The sequence below is a fragment of the Peribacillus kribbensis DSM 17871 genome (assembly GCF_000430765.1).
GTDB lineage: Bacteria > Bacillota > Bacilli > Bacillales > DSM-1321 > Paraperibacillus > Paraperibacillus kribbensis.
This window is the reverse complement of sequence record NZ_KE387237.1, coordinates 283,214-302,655: the sequence shown is the minus strand read 5'-3', so window position 1 is coordinate 302,655 and position 19,442 is coordinate 283,214. Positions and strand designations below refer to the sequence as shown.

15 protein-coding genes, 1 other RNA gene and 1 other annotated feature are annotated in these 19,442 nt (G+C 46.7%); of the genes, 2 read left to right on the top strand and 14 right to left on the bottom strand.

Annotated elements, in window-relative coordinates:
• Nucleotides 1–2 precede the first annotated feature (2 nt).
• From H539_RS0112630 to cymR, 9 genes are all read right to left on the bottom strand, one after another.
• Nucleotides 3–269, bottom strand: coding sequence for an IreB family regulatory phosphoprotein (locus H539_RS0112630; protein WP_026693824.1), 267 nt, complete (start codon nucleotides 267–269; stop codon nucleotides 3–5).
• A gap of 181 nt (nucleotides 270–450) precedes the next feature.
• Nucleotides 451–3,084: an alanine--tRNA ligase gene (gene alaS, locus H539_RS0112620; protein ID WP_026693823.1), complete on the bottom strand. Its 2,634-nt coding sequence runs from the start codon at nucleotides 3,082–3,084 to the stop codon at nucleotides 451–453.
• A gap of 381 nt (nucleotides 3,085–3,465) precedes the next feature.
• Nucleotides 3,466–4,542: an AI-2E family transporter gene (locus tag H539_RS0112615; protein WP_026693822.1), complete on the bottom strand. Its 1,077-nt coding sequence runs from the start codon at nucleotides 4,540–4,542 to the stop codon at nucleotides 3,466–3,468.
• A gap of 289 nt (nucleotides 4,543–4,831) precedes the next feature.
• Entirely contained in the window at nucleotides 4,832–5,026 is a 195-nt protein-coding gene (locus tag H539_RS0112610; RefSeq protein WP_026693821.1) for a hypothetical protein, read from the bottom strand.
• 240 nt (nucleotides 5,027–5,266) lie between these two features.
• The gene (gene recD2, locus H539_RS0112605; RefSeq protein WP_026693820.1) at nucleotides 5,267–7,675 is read right to left on the bottom strand and encodes an SF1B family DNA helicase RecD2; all 2,409 of its coding nucleotides are present in this window, start codon (nucleotides 7,673–7,675) and stop codon (nucleotides 5,267–5,269) included.
• A 20-nt stretch (nucleotides 7,676–7,695) separates the two neighbouring features.
• The gene (locus tag H539_RS0112600; RefSeq protein ID WP_026693819.1) at nucleotides 7,696–8,364 is read right to left on the bottom strand and encodes a tetratricopeptide repeat protein; all 669 of its coding nucleotides are present in this window, start codon (nucleotides 8,362–8,364) and stop codon (nucleotides 7,696–7,698) included.
• Nucleotides 8,365–8,484: 120 nt separating this feature from the next.
• Nucleotides 8,485–9,600, bottom strand: coding sequence for a tRNA 2-thiouridine(34) synthase MnmA (gene mnmA / locus H539_RS0112595; protein ID WP_026693818.1), 1,116 nt, complete (start codon nucleotides 9,598–9,600; stop codon nucleotides 8,485–8,487).
• Nucleotides 9,601–9,639: 39 nt separating this feature from the next.
• The gene (locus H539_RS0112590; protein WP_026693817.1) at nucleotides 9,640–10,785 is read right to left on the bottom strand and encodes a cysteine desulfurase family protein; all 1,146 of its coding nucleotides are present in this window, start codon (nucleotides 10,783–10,785) and stop codon (nucleotides 9,640–9,642) included.
• A gap of 19 nt (nucleotides 10,786–10,804) precedes the next feature.
• Nucleotides 10,805–11,227, bottom strand: a complete 423-nt coding sequence (gene cymR / locus H539_RS0112585; RefSeq protein ID WP_026693816.1) for a cysteine metabolism transcriptional regulator CymR — start codon at nucleotides 11,225–11,227, stop codon at nucleotides 10,805–10,807.
• Between the two features lie 344 nt (nucleotides 11,228–11,571).
• Here cymR and H539_RS0112580 point away from each other — a divergent pair, with 344 nt between their 5' ends.
• Nucleotides 11,572–12,837, top strand: coding sequence for a replication-associated recombination protein A (locus H539_RS0112580; RefSeq protein ID WP_026693815.1), 1,266 nt, complete (start codon nucleotides 11,572–11,574; stop codon nucleotides 12,835–12,837).
• Between the two features lie 38 nt (nucleotides 12,838–12,875).
• On the opposite strand, the gene H539_RS0112575 is transcribed toward H539_RS0112580, so the two are convergent.
• From H539_RS0112575 to H539_RS32415, 5 genes are all read right to left on the bottom strand, one after another.
• Nucleotides 12,876–13,637, bottom strand: coding sequence for a tRNA threonylcarbamoyladenosine dehydratase (locus H539_RS0112575; protein ID WP_026693814.1), 762 nt, complete (start codon nucleotides 13,635–13,637; stop codon nucleotides 12,876–12,878).
• A 183-nt stretch (nucleotides 13,638–13,820) separates the two neighbouring features.
• A non-coding RNA gene (gene ssrS / locus H539_RS30785) (6S RNA) lies at nucleotides 13,821–14,004 on the bottom strand.
• A 62-nt stretch (nucleotides 14,005–14,066) separates the two neighbouring features.
• Nucleotides 14,067–15,842, bottom strand: a complete 1,776-nt coding sequence (aspS, locus tag H539_RS0112565) for an aspartate--tRNA ligase (RefSeq protein ID WP_026693812.1) — start codon at nucleotides 15,840–15,842, stop codon at nucleotides 14,067–14,069.
• 12 nt (nucleotides 15,843–15,854) lie between these two features.
• A complete protein-coding gene (gene hisS / locus H539_RS0112560; protein ID WP_026693811.1) occupies nucleotides 15,855–17,126 on the bottom strand; it encodes a histidine--tRNA ligase in 1,272 nt (423 codons plus the stop codon).
• A gap of 93 nt (nucleotides 17,127–17,219) precedes the next feature.
• Nucleotides 17,220–17,450 (bottom strand) — a binding site (T-box leader).
• 67 nt (nucleotides 17,451–17,517) lie between these two features.
• Nucleotides 17,518–17,691: a hypothetical protein gene (locus tag H539_RS32415; protein ID WP_026693810.1), complete on the bottom strand. Its 174-nt coding sequence runs from the start codon at nucleotides 17,689–17,691 to the stop codon at nucleotides 17,518–17,520.
• 148 nt (nucleotides 17,692–17,839) lie between these two features.
• On the opposite strand from H539_RS32415, the gene H539_RS0112545 reads away from it, so the two are divergent.
• Nucleotides 17,840–19,360 carry an N-acetylmuramoyl-L-alanine amidase family protein gene (locus H539_RS0112545; RefSeq protein WP_026693809.1) on the top strand — a complete coding sequence of 507 codons (1,521 nt, stop codon included), beginning with the start codon at nucleotides 17,840–17,842 and terminating at the stop codon, nucleotides 19,358–19,360.
• The last annotated feature ends 82 nt before the right edge of the window (nucleotides 19,361–19,442 follow it).

Here is a 19,442-nt window from a genome sequence, read left to right as displayed (position 1 = left end):
AATTATCCCTCACGCTGCGATTTCAGATAAGATTTTACCAGCTCTTCAATGATCTCATCCCGTTCGAGCTTGCGGATAATGCTTCTGGCATCATTATGCCTGGGAATATACGCAGGGTCTCCGGACAATAGATATCCCACAATCTGATTAATAGGATTATACCCTTTGTCCTGCAGGGCGTTATGCACCTGGAACAGGACTTCCCGCACATCCCTCTCAAACGGTTCATCAGAGAAATTGAATTTCATGGTTTTGTCAAAGGAACTCATTTTGGCACCCCTTTATTTATCCCAGGGCGGCCGGCTGAGATGCCGGCCTGTTATAATTCCCAGGTTTTTGAAGGCCCAGTCTCAGGCTTCTCACTGATTCCGGAGCCTTTAAAAATTGATATTTACTCTTTCCATACTGCTTTGGGAATTACCTGCTTGGAAAATGAAAAGTACCCGGCGTTTAAATGGATTTTACCCATTCCTCTACAAAACTAAGCGCTGAATCCAGTTTTCCAGGGTCTTTACCGCCTGCCTGGGCCATATCCGGACGGCCGCCGCCGCCGCCTCCGCATCGGGTAGCTACTTCTTTGATTAATTTTCCAGCGTGATATCCTTTTTCCATTAAATCATTAGTTACTCCGGCAATCAAGTTAACCTTTTCTCCTTGTACAGAACCAAGAAGAATAATAGCTGATCCAAGCTTGTTTTTCAAATCATCTGCCATGGCACGGAGATTATTCATGTCCTGAGCCTGGACCTTGGCAGCAAGGACCGGAACTCCGTCAATCTGTTTGACCTGATCCACAAGGTTTGCAGCTTCTATATTGCTCAGCTTTGCTGTCAGAGATTCATTTTCTCTTTGAAGCTCCTTCATCTCTGCCATTACAGCTTCGATTCTGCCTGGAAGGTCCTTAGGACTGGATTTCAATTTTGCCGATGCATCCTGAAGGATGGCGATTTGGTCTTTAAGCTGTCTGTACGCAGATGCGCCTGTTACCGCCTCGATCCTTCTCGTGCCTGCTCCAATTCCGCTTTCTGAAACAATTTTAAATAGGCCGATGGAAGAAGTGTTAGGAACATGGCAGCCGCCGCAGAGTTCAAGGCTGTATCTTCCAACCTGCACAACTCTTACGATGTCTCCGTATTTCTCGCCGAACAGCGCCATAGCTCCCATTTCTTTCGCTTCGTTAAGCTGCTTATAGTCAATCTGCACAGGAATGCTTTCCCAAATCTTGGTGTTGACGATTTCTTCAATTTTCTCAAGTTCTTCTGGTTTAATCTGGCCAAAGTGAGAGAAATCGAATCGCAGCCTGTCGTTTTGCACAAGGGAACCTGCCTGGTTTACATGAACCCCAAGAACATCCTTCAATGCCTGATGAAGCAGGTGGGTAGCCGTATGATTCTTTGTGATTCCAGAACGGTTTTCAGCAGAGACAGCTGAATGAACGCTGCTTCCCTTTACTAGTGTACCGGATTCGACAACGGCTTTATGAAGGTTTTGTCCATTTGGAGCTTTTTGTACATCCTGAACGATTAGCTTTACATTTTCCCCGATTATGGTCCCAATATCGGCAATCTGGCCTCCGCTCTCAGCATAGAATGGAGTTTCGCTCAGCACAAGCTGAATTTCATCGCCTTCCTGGGCTGTTTCCGTAAGCTCGCCGTCTTTGACGATAGCCTGGACAATGCCGTCAGCCTCCAGATGGTCATAGCCTGTAAATTTGCTTTCCTCCGTGATATCCCCAAGCACACCGCCCTGTACCTGCATGGAGCCGACGTCCTGGCGGGCGGCACGGGCACGCTCACGCTGTGCTTCCATAGCCTGTTCAAAGCCTTCATGGTCCACCTTCATGCCTTCTTCCTCGGCATATTCTTCAGTAAGCTCGACAGGGAAGCCATACGTATCATAGAGGCGGAAAACATCTTCTCCTGAGATAGTGCTGCTGTTCTTTTCTTTTTCCTTTTTGATGACTTCAGAAAGGATGCTGAGCCCTTCATTCAATGTTTCGTGGAAACGCTCTTCCTCGTTTTTGACGACCGTTTCAATGAAATCATGCTTTTCGCTGACCTGCGGATAGAAGTCTTTCATGATGTCGCCCACAACCGATACCAGGTCAAACATGAACGGACGGTTGATATTGATTTTTTTGGCATATCTCACTGCACGGCGCAGCAGTCTGCGAAGTACATAGCCGCGTCCCTCATTGGAAGGGAGAGCTCCGTCACCGACAGCAAAAGAAACCGTCCTGATATGGTCCGCAATGACCTTGAAGGCTGTATCGGACTCGCTGTCAGATCCATATTTGACGCCTGAAATTTTTTCGGTGGCCTGTATGATCGGAATAAATAGGTCCGTATCAAAGTTAGTAGGAACATTTTGGACTACTGAAGCCATTCTTTCAAGACCCATTCCTGTATCTATGTTTTTCTTTGGCAGCGGAGTATAGCTGCCGTCAGGATTATGGTTGAATTGAGAAAATACCAGGTTCCACACCTCAAGATATCTTTCATTTTCCCCGCCAGGGAATAATTCCGGATCATTTGGGTCATCGCCATATTCAGCACCGCGGTCATAGAAAATTTCCGTATTTGGTCCGCTCGGTCCTTCGCCGATATCCCAGAAGTTTTCCTCTAAGCGGATAATCCGTTCAGAAGGAATCCCGATTTTTTCATTCCAGAGCTTGAATGCTTCCTCATCCTCCGGATGAATGGTCACAGACAGCTTTTCCTTATCAAAGCCGATCCATTTTTCATCCGTTAGGAATTCCCAAGCCCAGGTAATTGCCTCTTCTTTGAAATAATCCCCAATGGAAAAATTCCCAAGCATTTCAAAGAATGTATGGTGTCTGGCTGTTTTTCCGACATTCTCGATATCATTCGTTCTGATGGCTTTCTGTGCGTTCGTGATTCTTGGATTAGAAGGAATCACCCGGCCGTCAAAATATTTTTTCAATGTAGCCACACCAGAGTTAATCCAAAGAAGAGAAGGGTCATCCTGGGGAACCAGTGATGCGCTGGGCTCTACATTATGTCCTTTTCCCTTAAAGAAGTCCAGGTACATTTGGCGGATCTGTGCTCCTGTTAATTTTTTCATTTTACATTCCTCCTATATTCAAATAGAAACAGTCAATTCGGAAAAAAGGATTTAACCAAAAAAGGCCGCAAAAAAACCCTCATCCCCTGACAGGGACGAGAGTTATCTCGCGGTACCACCCTGATTATGAATGCACAAACTGCATTCATCACCTCATCACTGCCTTAACGCGGCAAACGATAGGAATTAACTACACTCAGGACTAGCATTCTGTTAACCTTCATTTAGAATCCCTTTCAGCCGGTGGAGATTCCTCTCTTAACTGCCGCAGCAGTACAAATGGTCTTTAACATACTCATTTCCATCAACGTTTTCACAATTTGAAATTGTAATAATTAACATGATTATATGCATTGTCCTGCGGTTTGTCAATGCCTGCGGCTACTCTGCATCTGCATGGGGCTTCTTTGCAAAATGATCTTTAGAATGAATCACAGCTACTTTTACAATTGCGAGTACAGGTACTGCTAAAATCAGGCCCGGAATTCCGCCGGTCTCCCCGCCTATCAAAAGGGCGGCCATGATAATGAGCGGATGCATCGCCAGGCTTTTCCCCACAATAAAAGGCGAAAGAACATTTCCTTCAATAAACTGGAGCCCAAATACAATCAGTGCAACGACCGCCATCAGCTTAAGGGACACAGCGGCTGCGATAAGCATGGCAGGTATCGCGCCAATAATCGGCCCAAAATACGGAATAATATTGGTTACGCCTATTATGACACCGAATAATAAAGGATACTTCATTCCAATGGCCCAGAAAAGGATAGTTGAAAGTCCGCCGATGATGGCGCAGACAAGAAACTGCCCCCTGATATAGTTCCCCAGCGACTGATCCACGTCCTTAAGGAACGAGGCTCCGCTCGTCCGCCATCTATTTGGGGTCAGGTACCACAGCGTCCCTTTCATCGCCTCAATATCCTTTAAGAAATAAAAGGCCACGAATGGGATCAGCGCAATCAGCAGAATGAAGTCAAATACGCGCATCACACTTTTCATGACCATATCGAGAAGGCTGTCCATTCTTTTCTCGAATAAAGAGATGCCTTCCTCCAGCCGTTCGTGCAGGCCAAATGGCCATGAGGATGTCTGTTTGTGCATGGAATTGAACCATTCCCTGTAACGTTCCGCCACGGCAGGTGCGCTCGCAGAAAGCTCCTTGACCTGCTCCACCATTGCCGGCACACCCTTATAAAGAGCAAACCCCATTCCCCCGAAGAATATGAGATAAATAATTAAAATAGAAATCCCCCTGGGCAGTCCGCGGCTGTGCAGCTTTTCCACAACGGGATGCAGAAGGTACGCGATAAACCCTCCAATGATAAAGGGCAGCGCAGCGGTCACGAGAATTCCAAGCAGTGGGACCCAAATCGGCCTCAATTTAAAAAACACATAGAGAACAACGAAGACCAGCAGTAAAAAGCCAAGCCGGTAATACCACTTCACCTGAATGTTCATTCCCGCCCCCCTTTACTTTATCTTTTAGGGTTTGTCACTTTTAACATTTCCATACAATAAAGCAGGGAAAAGGAATAGAGACCCTATGTACATGATTCATTCCCGATAGATCCTTGCCAGTGCCAGGATCAGTAAAAAGGAGTTCTCCTACTACAAAAGACTTTGTATAGCTGAAGGTTGATTTTACTTTGTTATGCGAAAATCAAAAGTGAATAATACAGACCTTACAAAAAAGGCAGTTCGAAAAAGCCCCCCTGTCGGTGCTTTTTCGAACTGCCTTATTCCCTGATTAAAATTCCCCGCTGATCCGGCGGTTATCTTCTTCAAATAAATCATCAAGCGAGCTGAGCGACCCGTCTTCTTCAACTTGATGGGTGTGAATCAGTCCTTTTGACACAGATAATTCAATAAAACAATTCCAGCAATAATATTGGTTGACTCCAATTTTTCCAATATCCTTGCTTGCACAATTTGGGCATTTCATTGGAAAGACACCTCACTAAACTAAGCTTGTATAATGATGGCGTCTCTCCCAATCGCAGCGGGCATAAGAGTCCGGGCTATCGACCCCTGAGTCAGGTCAGAAAAGAAGCCATCCGAAACTTTGTACCCTACGATTGTGCCCACTTTTTCATAAAAATATACATCTTTTACCATAGACTACGTGGAAATACCAAAGGTAAAAGGTTTTTTGTTGGTGAATGTTTCACACCATCTAAAGAAACTATTCATTTACCAAAAAATCATAAGGAGTAACGTTTTCCATGCCGATCATGGGACTTGTACTCATTAATTTCCTTAGGAATTCCTTTTCGCTGCCGCGTTCTCCGCTATTCTCTTCTTCCATTTCGCCAAGTATAGTCTGGACTCTGTCCTTGAGGGTGGTTTTCCTTCGGAGTTCATTCCCGCGCTCCACGCCCATCCTTAAGGCATCTTCTTCCCCGCAGAGGATCAAAAACTTTTTGCTTCGGGTGATGGCCGTATAAATCAGATTTCTTCTCAGCATCCGGTAATAGCTTTTCACTACCGGAAGGATGACGATAGGAAATTCACTTCCCTGTGATTTATGGATGGAACAGCAGTAGGCGAGTGTAATCTGGGTCAAGTCCGTCTTGCTGTAGGTGATTTCCAGTCCGTCAAATGAAACGATCAGCAAATCCTGCTTCTCTGTATTTTCCTTGGCATAGAAAACAGAGACCACCTGGCCGATGTCACCATTATATACGCCGCTCTCCGGCTGGTTCACCAGCTGCAGGACCTTGTCTCCTACCCGGTACGTTGCGTCCCCAAAGGAAAGCTCCCTTTTTTGCCCATCCGTATTTGGGTTATAGATCTCCTGAATCAGCTTATTCAGCCTGTCTATTCCTGCCGGTCCCCGGTACATGGGAGCCAGCACCTGAATATCTCTGGCTGAATATCCTTTTTTCTTTGCGTTTTTCACCACTTTTTCTACCACTTCGGCAATCTGGGCTGTGCTGCAGGCAAAGAAGGAACGGTCCGGCTTCGGCTGATGAATGTCATCAGGCAGCCGGCCTCGTTTTATTTCATGGGCCAGATCGATAATGGACGAGCCATCTTCCTGCCGGTAAATATGCTCCAGCTGCACAGTCGGGATCTTTTTGGTCTGAAGAAGATCCTTAAGTACCTGGCCCGGACCGACAGAAGGAAGCTGGTCTTCATCTCCGACCAAGATGACCTGCATATTTTCGGGAACGGCCTTGAAAAGCTGATTGGCAAGCCAGGTATCGACCATCGACATTTCATCGACAATCAGGATCCGGCCTTCAATGGGATTGTCATCATGATGGGAAAATCCCTCACTTCCATTCCAGCCTAACAGCCGGTGAATGGTAACGGCTGGAAGCCCCGTGGATTCCGACATCCTTTTTGCCGCGCGCCCGGTTGGTGCCGCTAACACAAAGGGAAACGGCTCTTCTTTTTTATAGTCCTTAGGTTCCAGCGATGCCCCGTGAAGCTCGGAAAAAAGCTCTACGATTCCCTGGATGACCGTCGTTTTCCCGGTTCCCGGCCCCCCGGTCATAATGAGCATGGGAGACATCAGGGCAGTCTGTATCGCTTCCTTTTGGGCAGGGGCATATTCTACTCCGAGCCTTTCCTCCAGTTCCCCTAATGCCAGGAGGAATTCTGATTCTGGGAACTGATCTTCATACTGATCCTGATCCAGGATTTTTTGAATTTTCGCAGCAAGCCCTTTTTCAGAAAAATAAAGGGAAGGTGTATACACTCTGTCTTCTTCCACGATGACCTTTCCTTCTTCTCCCAGTTTAATGATCTCTTCTGAGATATTGCGATAATCAATGACATCGCGCTTATTTTCTTCGAGAAGGGATTTTACGCTTTTCAGCAGCTGATCAGTCTCAAGATACACATTTCCTTCCTGAAGGCATTCTGTCTCCAGAGTATATAGACAGGCTGCCTTAATGCGGTCCATATGATTCCCTGAAATCCCGAGCTGGAAGCCTAATTCATCCGCCCGCCCGAAACCGACTCCTTCCACATCCTCTACAAGCTGGTAAGGATTACTTTGGATGACCATGAGAGTTTCATGCTTGTAAGCCTGATAGATCCTCATGGCGAGCTGCGGACCGAAACCAAGCTGGCTCAAGGTAATCATGACCTTTTCGAGCCCCTGATGCTCCATGAGGCTTTCATAAAGCTCCTTTGCTTTTTCACTGCTCAATTTTGGAATTCCATCAAGCAGGGCGGGATTCTCCAGAATCCTGGAAATTGAATTGTCACCAAGAGTATCGACGATGCTTTGAGCCGTTTTTTTTCCTATTCCCTTAAATAAATCACTCGACAGGTAATTGACGATGCCATCCTTGGTATGAGGAATATCCTTCCGGAAGTGTTCGACATGAAATTGCTGTCCGAATTTGGGATGCTCCTTCATTTCACCAAAGAATATATATGTTTCATGCTCATGAATCCGAGGGAAATACCCTGTCACAACCGCCTCTTTTTCGTCATAGTCGATATTGGTATCATCCAGCCGGATTCTTACCACTGAATAAAGATTCTGCTCATTATGAAAAATGGTAACAAGATGGCGGCCCTTCATAAATTTTTTCTCTTCATCTGTAAACAGTTTTAAGGAATCCTGCTGAATCACGATTTCCCTCCTTTCATTCTTTAGTTATTCTCTTCTTCGAGAATCGCCTCTAATTGCTTTTTTCCATGTCCGGCAAGTATGTGGTCAGGCTGGACTTCCAGCGCCCTCGTCATGCTTTCGATGGCAGATTGGATATCGCCCGTCAGCGCATATGCCACTCCCAGATTGTATAAGGCGTCTCCATGGCCTGGATCCTTTTCGAGAACGTTCTTTAATTCCTTGATCACTTCTGGATACATTTCCTGGCTGGCAAGACAGAGGGCATATTGGAATCTTGCCTCTGCGTCCTCCGGATTCAGCTCCATGCTCCGCTGCAAATAAGGCATGGCAAGCCGCGGCTGGTCCAGCTGCAAAAGAGCCATTCCCAGCATAAAATAGACATCCCCATTATCCATGCCGGTTTTGACGGCTTTTTCAAACATGTCCTTTGCTTCGATCAGCTTTTCTTGTTCAAAATATAAGTTTCCAAGTGAATAATAAGCAGCAGAAGCCTCTTCATCCAGCTCTATGGCCTTTTTAAAGAAATTCTCCGCTTTCAGGTTTTCACCTACTGCTGTAAGTACATTACCAAAGTTTATATAACCCAAGGCATCCTGGGGGTTCTCTTCAATGACCGCTGAAAAAACCTTCGCTGCTTCTTCATATCTGCCTTCTTGCATAAACTGGATTCCCTGCATATTTTTGTCCATGATTTCACTCTCCAATATTGTATAAAAAGTATACCACAGGACATCAGGCGTTACATAAAGATCCCCTGCCTCGTTCCCCCGAAAAAAAGCAGGCCTGGAAGTCTTCAGGCCTGCTTCTTTTTATCCAACGTATGTCAATCGTTCACTGCCTTTATACACTTCATCGATGGTACCGCCCCCGAGGCATACATCTCCATTATAAAAGACTACTGCCTGGCCGGGAGTCACGGCCCTGATCGGCTGTTTGAAAATGACTTCAGCTGTATCCTTTGAGGTCACCTTTACTGTCACTTCATTATCTGCCTGGCGGTAACGGAATTTCGCGGTGCAGGTAAACTCTTCCGGGACTTCACTGCCGGAAACCCAGCTTAAATTAACCGCCGAAATAGAGGTCGAAAAGAGGCTGTCATGCTCGAAGCCCTGCTCAACATATAGGATATTTTTTTCAAGATCTTTTCCTACCGCAAACCAAGGATCCCCGCTTCCCCCGATACCAAGTCCGTGCCTCTGGCCGATTGTGTAATACATAAGGCCTTCATGCTGCCCTTTCACTTCTCCGGAAAGAGTCTGCATGGTTCCCGGCTGTGCAGGAAGATAGTTGCTGAGGAATTCCTTAAAGTTTCGTTCACCAATAAAGCAGATGCCTGTCGAATCCTTTTTGGCCGCAGTGGCAAGGCCGGCTTCTTTCGCAATTTCCCTGACTTTTGGCTTTTCGATGCCCCCCAAAGGGAACATGACTTTTGACAGCTGATCCTGACTGAGCTGATTCAGGAAATACGTTTGATCCTTGTTATCGTCTATAGCGCGGAGCATTTTATATTCTCCGTCGCGGAATTCAACCTGTGCATAGTGCCCGGTTGCAAGATAGTCCGCTCCAAGATTTAGGGCATGCTCAAGGAACGCTTTAAACTTGATTTCCTTGTTGCACATCACATCCGGATTCGGCGTCCTGCCCGCTTTATATTCATCCAGGAAGTAAGTGAAGACCTTATCCCAGTATTGCTTTTCAAAGTTTACTGCATAATAGGGGATGCCGATCTGGTTGCAGACCCGGATTACATCATTATAATCCTCTGTTGCCGTACAGACTCCATTTTCGTCTGTATCATCCCAGTTTTTCATGAAGATGCCGACAACATCATATCCCTGCTGCTTTAATAACAGTGCAGCGACCGAAGAGTCTACTCCTCCAGACATTCCGACTACTACACGGGTATCTTTGGGTAATTTATTCATGGGTGTCACCCCTTATTTATTTTTTTCAGCAGAATTCTGCTAATTTGCACTCAGCCTTTTTACGATTTTAGCTGTTTCTCTCGCGGCCCTTTCAATCTCTTCCTGTGTGTTGGTAAAGCCAAAACTGAACCTTATGGAATTCTTGGCCTCCTCAGCTTCCTTCCCATACATGGCCACAAGCACATGTGATGGATCGATGGATCCCGCCGTACAGGCAGAGCCGCTCGAAACCGCGATTCCGGCTAAGTCCATGTTTACAAGCATGGCCTCCACATTGGTGCCAGGAAAGCTGATATTGAGTACATGAGGAAGAGCATACTCTACAGAGCCATTAATTGCAAACTTTATGTTTTCCTCATTCAGAATCTGGATCATCTTCCTTTTAAATGAAGAAAAGAGCTCCCGTTTTTCCGCGCTTGATGACTGCGAAATTTTCACAGCCTCCGCAAAAGCAGCAATGCCTGGTACGTTTTCTGTACCGGCCCTCCGCTTTCTTTCCTGTTCGCCGCCGTAAGAATGAGGAGACAATTTAACCCCATCTCTCAGATAGAGGAAACCAATCCCTTTTGGACCGTTGATTTTGTGAGAAGATACGGATAAGAGATCAATTCCCATTTCCCTCACATCTATTTTTTCAAGTCCGTAAGCCTGGACGGCATCTGTATGAAAGAAGGCCTGGTGATCCTTCAGGAGACTGCCGATCTCTTTGATTGGCTGAAGCGTACCAACTTCATTGTTTCCATACATGATGGTCACAAGAATGGTATCGCTGCGAAGCTCCTTCTTTAAATCCTCCATCGAGATCCTGCCTTCTGTGCCGACTGGGAGATATGTAACTTCATATCCTTGTTTTTCAAGGGCTTCACAGGTATGGAGGACCGCATGATGCTCGACCTGGGAGGTGATGATATGCCGGCCCGCTGAGCTTTGCGCATGCGCAATCCCCAGAATGGCAAGATTGTCCGCTTCCGTTCCTCCGCTAGTGAAAATGATTTCATTTTCTCTTGCATGAATGCTGCCTGCAATCAGGGCCCTGGATTCATCCAGCACATGCCTGGCTGCCCTCCCAAAGGAATGGATGCTGGATGGATTTCCAAAATCATTTCTCATGGCAGATGCCATTCTTTCAATTACTTCAGGATGCATGGGAGATGTCGCCGCATGATCCATATATATCTTTTCCAAGAATCTCCCTCCTGACGGGTTAAATATAAAACATATAGGAGTCTGCCTGTCCGTTATCCTCTGAATAATCTGCCAGATCCTTCAATGTGGTATTATCTAATACATTTTTTACCGCATCCCGTATTCTTATCCATAGTTCTCTCTTAGCAGGTTCTTCATCCTCAATTCCCTCTACAGGGCTGATCGGCCCTTCAAGGACCCTGATGATATCTGCAGAGGTGATATCCTCTGGATCTCTGCCAAGAAGATAGCCCCCATATGCACCACGGATGCTCTTCACTAGCCCGGCATTCCTAAGCGGGGCAATGAGCTGTTCGAGATAATGTTCGGAAAGATCGTGGGTCTGCGCGATGGCCTTCAAAGAAGTCGGACCTTCCCCGTGCTTTCTTGCCAATTCAATCATAATAGTTAAACCATAACGTCCCTTAGTTGATATTTTCAAAGCATACACCTCTATTAAAGATAAAATTCATACTATAATCATTGCCGGCTTTTCAGCCGTCTATAGCTAGTTTTGCAAAAATGCTTATAAAAGACGGACTTCATTGTATGTTCATTGTGCATGCAGCCTGTCTTAGAATCTGATGCTGCCGCACGATTTTTCCGCTGCAGGAAAAATCAGCGAGAGAATGGGGAAATGAACAGTGAGGCTTTTGAAATTATAGCATATTCAATGATTCTATGCATTTTAAGTTTACCATATTATATGGTAAAGTAAGGGGCACAGGACATGACACTAGAACAATGACGTCATGCCTATAACCTTTTATTCCCGGGGGAAACTCTATGACTATTAAACCTCTGGCGTTTCGTATGCGCCCCAAAGATATAGATGAAGTCATTGGACAAAAGCATTTGACGGGAGAAGGAAAGATCATCCGCAGAATGGTGAAGGCAAAGCAGCTTTCCTCCATGATCTTATATGGTCCTCCCGGTGTAGGGAAGACCTCGATTGCTTCGGCGATAGCCGGCAGTACGAAATTTGCCTTCCGCACCCTGAATGCTGTTACGAATAATAAAAAGGATATGGAAATCGTCGCACAGGAGGCAAAGATGTCAGGGAAAGTGATTCTCCTGCTCGATGAGGTCCACCGCCTGGATAAGACCAAACAGGATTTCCTTCTTCCTTATTTGGAAAACGGAATGATTACCCTGATCGGGGCCACTACAAGCAATCCCTATCATGCGATCAATCCGGCCATAAGGAGCAGATGCCAGATTTTTGAGCTTCTGCCTCTGGAGCCTGAGGATATCGTCCATGCACTGAAGCGGGCTGCCGCTGATGAGGAAAGGGGACTTGGAAGCTATAAGACAGAAATTTCCGAGGAAGCCTTCCTTCACCTGGCTTCTGCCTCAAACGGAGATGTCCGCAGTGCCTTGAACGCCCTAGAGCTCGCCGTCCAATCCACAGAGCCCGATGAAAACGGGTTGATTGTGGTCAATCTAAGGACCGCTGAGGAGTGCATCCAGAAGAAAAGCTTCTCCCATGATAAGGATGGAGATGCCCATTACGACGTCCTGTCCGCCCTGCAAAAATCCATCCGGGGCAGCGATGTTAATGCCGCCATGCATTACCTGGGAAGATTGATCGAAGCAGGAGATCTCGTCAGCATCAGCAGGCGCCTGGTGGTCATGGCCTACGAGGATATCGGGCTTGCCAACCCCCAGGCCGGGCCGCGCACCCTCGCTGCTGTTGAGGCAGCTGAACGCCTGGGCTTTCCCGAAGCGAGGATCCCGCTTGCAGCTGCAGTGGTAGAGCTCTGCCTCTCACCTAAATCCAATTCTGCCTATTCGGCACTGGACGCCGCCCTCGCTGATATCCGTTCTGGAAATTATGGGGATGTGCCGCTCCATTTGAAGGATGCCCACTATAAAGGAGCCAAGGAGCTCGGAAGGGGAATCGGCTATCTTTATCCGCACGACTATGAAAACGGCTGGGTCAAGCAGCAGTATCTTCCTGACAAGCTGAAGCATAAAAAATATTATGTCCCTAAAAAGACTGGCAAATTCGAGCAGGCTTTGGCTTCTGTCTATGAAAAGCTGCAAAAATAAAAAAGGCTTCAGGGCACTGCCCGGAAGCCTTTCTTGCATTAATCATTCACTCTGCTGATTTTAATATCCTTCAGGATATCGCGCACTACCCAGCTTGCTGCAATCAGACCCGCCACAGACGGCACAAATGCATTGGAGGAAGGAGGCATTTTAGCCTTCCTGATCTGCGCCTGGTCATTCCCCACTTCTTTTCGGACTTCTTCTTTGATGACAATCGGGCTTTCATCTGAGAAAATCACCGGAATGCCCTTCCGGATTCCTTCTTTTTTCAATCGTGTCCTGATGACTTTGGCAATGGGATCTGTATGGGTCTTGGAAATATCCGCAATCCGGAACCGTGTCGGGTCCATTTTATTGGCGGCACCCATGCTCGAAATGATCTTTATATTCCGTTTCAGGCATTCCTTCATTAAATGGATTTTGTATGAAATGGTGTCAGACGCATCAACGACATAATCCAATCCATAGCTGAAAAATTCCTCGTAGGTTTCTTCCGTATAAAACATCTTCAGTGAAATGACTTCGCAATCTGGATTGATGTCTTTGATTCTTTCTTTCATCAGATCGGCCTTAAACTTTCCCACAGTAGAAAGGAAGGCGATATTCTGCCTGTTGATGTTCGTGATATCCACATCGTCCTTATCCACAAGGATCAGCCTGCCGACTCCTGATCTGGCAAGGGCTTCAGCCGCAAAGGAACCCACTCCGCCGATACCTAAAACAGCAGCGGTCGTATTCTTTAACGTTTCCAGCCCTTCCTTTCCAATGGCAAGCTCATTTCTAGAAAATTGGTGAAGCATCATCTATCACTCCAGTTAATCTCGTCTTGTTAATATGTATTTACCCTTTACCAAGAAATAAATTCTCTATAAGAATATACCATACTCAATTTTTTAAACAAGACTCTCTCTGCCCCTTCAGGAAGGCTGCAAGCATAATAAAAACCTGTGCCGAGGCACAGGTTTACGTCCGTATGTAGGTGCAAGAGCCCCGATCGTGCCGTCAGTGCCATAGTTTTGAACCCGCTCTCAGCAGGTGGGTGCCCTGTTCCCGGCATTTGTAAGTCCTCTTCAAGAAAGGCATGTACGCAGCCGGAAAACTCGTGCTCCCGTAACTATAAGTGTTCGGTCAAAACGTATAGAAGGAAAACGAACACATCAGGACTCTTGCTTATTGATGATATCTTATCACAGCAGAGAAGCTGTTTTCAAGAAATCCGCTCTAGGTCTTTACTCACTTTTTTCCAATTTTAATGCTAGATGAAGTTCATCGAGCTGTGCCTCGCTGACCTCGCCCGGCGCCTTCGTAAGGATGTCCACTGCGCTTGCTGTTTTAGGGAATGCGATGGTGTCCCGAAGATTCGTTCTGCCTGCCAGAAGCATCACGAGGCGGTCGAGTCCAAGGGCAATCCCGCCGTGGGGAGGAGTTCCGTATTCAAATGCTTCCAAAAGGAAACCGAACTGTTCCTTCGCTTCTTCCATTGTGAAGCCAAGAGCCTCGAACATTCTCATTTGAACATCACGTTCAAAAATACGGATGGATCCGCCGCCAAGCTCATATCCGTTCAAGACAAGGTCATAAGCCTGGGCTTTCACAGATGCCGGATCGGTTTCAAGCTTTTCGAGGTCTTCGCGGAACGGCATCGTGAATGGATGATGTGCGGCAAAATAACGGCCAAGGTCTTCATCATATTCAAGCAGTGGCCAGTCAGTCACCCAAAGGAAGTTAAATTTGGACTCGTCAATAAGGCCGAGTTCTTTCCCAAGCTTCAATCGCAGTGCTCCAAGGGAATTGGCGACGACACTCTTCTTGTCCGCTACAAACAGAAGGAGATCTCCTGCCTCAGCAGAAAGAGTCTCGATCAATTGCGCCTGTTCTTCTTCTCCAAAGAATTTAGCAATCGGTCCTTTCAGCCCGTCTTCCTCAAGCTTAAGCCACGCAAGGCCTTTCGCACCATAAATGCCGGCAAATTCCTGGAGGGCATCAATATCCTTGCGGGAATACTTTGAAGCTGCTCCTTTGGCATTGACAGCCTTTACTTCTCCGCCTGAAGCAACTGCACCGGAGAACACTTTAAAGCCGCTGTCCTTAACCAGCCCTGAGACATTGATGAGCTTCATTTCAAACCTTGTATCAGGTTTATCCGAACCATAATACCCCATCGCATCTTCATACGTCATACGGGGCAGCGGAAGCGGAAGCTCCATTCCTTTAACATCCTTCATCACCTTTTGCATCATGCGCTCTGTCATTTCAATGATGTCTTCCTGGCTCATGAAGCTTGTTTCAATATCAATCTGAGTGAATTCCGGCTGACGGTCTGCACGCAGATCTTCATCCCTGAAGCAGCGGGCAACCTGATAATACCGCTCGAACCCGGAAACCATCAGCATTTGCTTGAACAGCTGAGGAGACTGCGGCAATGCGTAAAATTCACCTTCGTGCACCCTGCTTGGAACAAGATAATCCCTCGCGCCTTCCGGTGTGCTCTTTGTCAGGATAGGCGTTTCTATATCCAGGAACCCTTCCCCATCCAGGTAATCTCTGATGGCTTTTGTTGTCTGGTGCCGCATTTTAAAGGTTTCAAACATAACAGGACGGCGAAGGTCCAGATAGCGGTATTTAAGGCGGACATCATCGGATGCATCTGTCTGATCAGAAATGACAAACGGAGGAGTCTTTGCCTCGTTTAATATGGTTACCTGCTCAGCCTGGATCTCAATCTTTCCTGTTTTCACATTCGGATTTACCGTACCCTCTTCTCTTGCAATAACGGTACCTGAAATATCCAGCACATATTCATTTCTGATCTTTTCTGCTGTAACAAGAGCTTCTTTTGAATGGTCCGGATTAAATACTACCTGGACGATTCCTGTCCTGTCACGAAGGTCGATAAAAATCAGGCCGCCAAGATCGCGCCTCTTTTGTACCCAGCCTTTAAGAGTCACTTTTTCTCCGATTGCTTTCTCTGTAACTTCACCACAAAAATACGATCTGCCAAACATATGCCTTCCTCCTTATTCTTGAAGCCTTTTAAATTCTTGAACGAATGTATCAAGGCCTACAGCTGTTTGTTCACCGGTTTCCATGTTTTTGACGCTGATCTTGTTTTCTTTTAATTCATCATCCCCAAGCACAGCGACAAATGTTGAATTCAAGCGGTCCGCCGCCTTGAATTGGGCTTTTACTTTCCGATCCTGATAATCCCGGTCGGCCGAGAAGCCTGCATCTCTTAAACTCTGAACAAGCTTGACCGTATAATCCTTTGCTTCCTCGCCCAATGCTACAAAATAGCAGTCCAGGCTTCTGGAGATAGGCAGCTCGACGTTCTCTGCAGCCAGAGCGGAAATAAGCCTTTCTATGCTCATTCCAAAGCCTATTCCCGGCGTTTCAGGGCCGCCAAGGTCTTCCACCAGGCCGTTGTATCTTCCGCCACCGCAAAGGGTTGTGATGGCTCCAAAGCCTTCCGCCTCGCTCATGATCTCGAAAGCTGTATGATTATAGTAATCCAGCCCTCGTACCAGACCGGAATCCACTGTATACTCAACACCGATATCCGTCAGATATTTCTTCAGCTTTTCAAAATAAGCGGCTGACTCGTCATTTAAATACTCCAGGATGGATGGTGCAGTTTTCATCAGTTCATGGTCCCGATCCTTCTTGCAGTCCAGGATCCTCATAGGATTTTTCTCAAGGCGCGATTGACAGTCTGAACAGAATTCCCCGATTCTTGGTGAAAAATGATCGATCAGTGCTTCCCTGTGGGAAAGTCTGCTTTCTTTATCTCCAAGACTGTTTATGACGAGTTTAATACTTTTTAATCCCATCTCTTTATAGAGGTTCATGGCAAGAGAAATGACTTCTGCGTCCATCGCCGGATCAGAGCTTCCAAGAGCCTCCACTCCAAACTGGACAAACTGGCGGTATCTTCCTGCCTGCGGACGTTCATATCTAAACATTTGGGAAATGTAAAATAATTTTACCGGCTGGTTGGGAAGACCAAACATTTTATTTTCTACATAAGAACGGACAACCCCTGCCGTCCCTTCTGGCCTTAAGGTCAAATCCCTTCCGCCGCGGTCCTGGAAGGTGTACATTTCCTTTTGAACGATATCGGTCGTATCACCGACTCCTCTCAGGAAAAGTTCTGTGTGTTCAAATAAAGGGGTGCGGATTTCTGAATATTGATATCTTCTGCTTATATCTCTAGCTTTGTTTTCGATATACTGCCAGATCTCGACCTGGCCGGGCAGGATATCCTGTGTTCCTCTTGGAATCTGAATTGACATCGACTCATCCTTTCTCACATGGTCCAATAAAAAGAGAATAACTGCCAGCACTGGGAACAACAAAAAAACTCCCGGTCCCCTGTAATTTGAATTACAAGGGACGAGAGTTTGATCCCGTGGTGCCACCCTGGTTGAAGCGAACGATCCGCTTCCACTTTTAACAGTTAACGCCTGTATACGTCCGTCTCCTACTATGGAAATCCTTTTCAGAGCGAAGCCTACGGGGTGTTCTTTCATTGAGCCTTCAGTAGAAATGCTTTCAGCCTGGACATTTCCTCTCTTGTCATCCGGTTCTCAACTACTCTTCCCCATCATTGGTTATCAGCAGCTATGTAATTTGATATATTTAATAATAATACGTACCCTCATCTTCATTGTCAAGAAGATTTCATCATCTTTCCATTCTCTTCTTCAGGTTTTTCACCTCACGGACATCCAGCCCGAACTCCGATGCCAATTCCATCACCGTGGAGCTTTCCTCCTTTTGCATAAAATCATGAAAATCTACACCAAACACCTGGTTTGCTCCACTCGTGCTGATTCTTCCCTTTTCACTGAACCTCATTTTGCAAGCCTCCTGCTGCCCCAATTAAAAGGACATTCTTTCTTATAATCCTGCCCGATTCGCTTATTTTTATTTCCAAAATTAAAGGTTTTTTTGGTTCCCATATCGAATGTGCTTACTAAAATCCTGTTGGTGAAGAGGTGGCCATTTGAGAAGGACCTTACTCCGGATTTTACTCATCCTTTTATTCATCCCGCTATCCGCGGCTCTTGGACATGCATCCGCTGATGATAAAACCATCAAAGTTCAGGTGAACCAACTCAATATCAGGGAAGGACCCTCTCTGACCTCAGCGGTTGCTGGAAAAGCCTATTATGGGGAAGAATATAAGGTCCTGAAGGAAAAGGGAGATTGGATTCAAATCGATTTCGGAGGCCGCAAAGGCTGGGCAGCCGGCTGGCTGGTCCAGACAACGGAAGCGGTACGCACAGATGAATCACCAACTGCCTTGGTCACAGCAGATTCCCTGCGCGTCAGAAACGGCCCTGGAGAACAGTTCCAGGTCATCGGCACGCTGGATCAAGGCGAGACCGCCTCGGTTCTTGAGCAAAATGAAAGCTGGGTAAAGCTTCAGACAAAGAATCTGTCTGGGTGGGTTTCCGCTGACTTTATCCAGCTAAGCGGAAAGAGCGCGCCCGCTCCAGAGAAAAAGAATCCATCTGAAGGAACAAACATGGGAGAGGTTCGTGCCAGTGCGTCGTTGTTTGTACGGGCCGAACCTTCCCTCAACGGAAAAATCATAGGAGAAATCACAGAAGATGGTTTCTATACCATTATCAAAGAAGAAAAGCAGTGGATATACCTGGAATACAAAAAAGGGAAAAAAGGGTGGGCTCCCCGCTGGTTCCTGGAGCGCAGCAGCAGTGAAAAAAAGACTGCGCAGGAAGCTCCCGCAGAAGGCAGCAAGATCAAGATCCTATACGAGGGGACAAGCTTAAGAAGTCAAGCAGATGTGAACTCCAAAATTGTCAAGAGAGCTGAGAAGGGAAAGGTTTACAAAGTCCAGGCTGCAGCCGGAAGCTGGTATAAGGTGATGGATGGGAACCAGAATTTGTATATTGCAGGCTGGATGGCGTCCAATCTTAACGGTACACCCCAGATTGCTGAACCCGGACCCCAGGAATACTTAAAAGACAGACTTATCATCATTGATCCCGGACATGGAGGAGAAGACCGCGGGACCACAGGTGCTCTTGGCACCCTCGAAAAAAACCTTACACTCAGGACAGCTCTCCTCTTATACAATAAGCTGGATGCGGCAGGGGCAAGACCCATACTAACGCGCAGCCATGACACCTATATATCCCTGCAGACCAGAACAGCCGCGGCCAATTCAAGGTACGGAGCAACGTTCCTCAGCATCCATTATGACAGCTCCCAGCAGAATGATGTCCAGGGATTCACCGCCTATTATTTCCACGGCTATCAAAAAGCCCTGGCAGAATGCCTTGAAGAGGCCATGGCCCAAAATCTAATGCTGAGCAGCAGGGGAGCCCGGCAGGGGAATTACCACGTGCTAAGAGAAAACAAAAGCTCTGCCGCACTCATGGAATTGGGCTATTTGAGCAGCCCAAATGAGGAACAGGTCCTCCGCTCAAGGAAATTCCAGGAGAAGGCAGCATCCGCTCTTTATAAAGGGCTGGCAGAGTATTTCAAGAGGATGGACTAAATCCTGCTGGCTTTTGTTTCGGTTTTCCTCCCCTATGAAGACTCTTTTTCCCCGTTTAGATTCATTTGGGTCTTCATCAGCG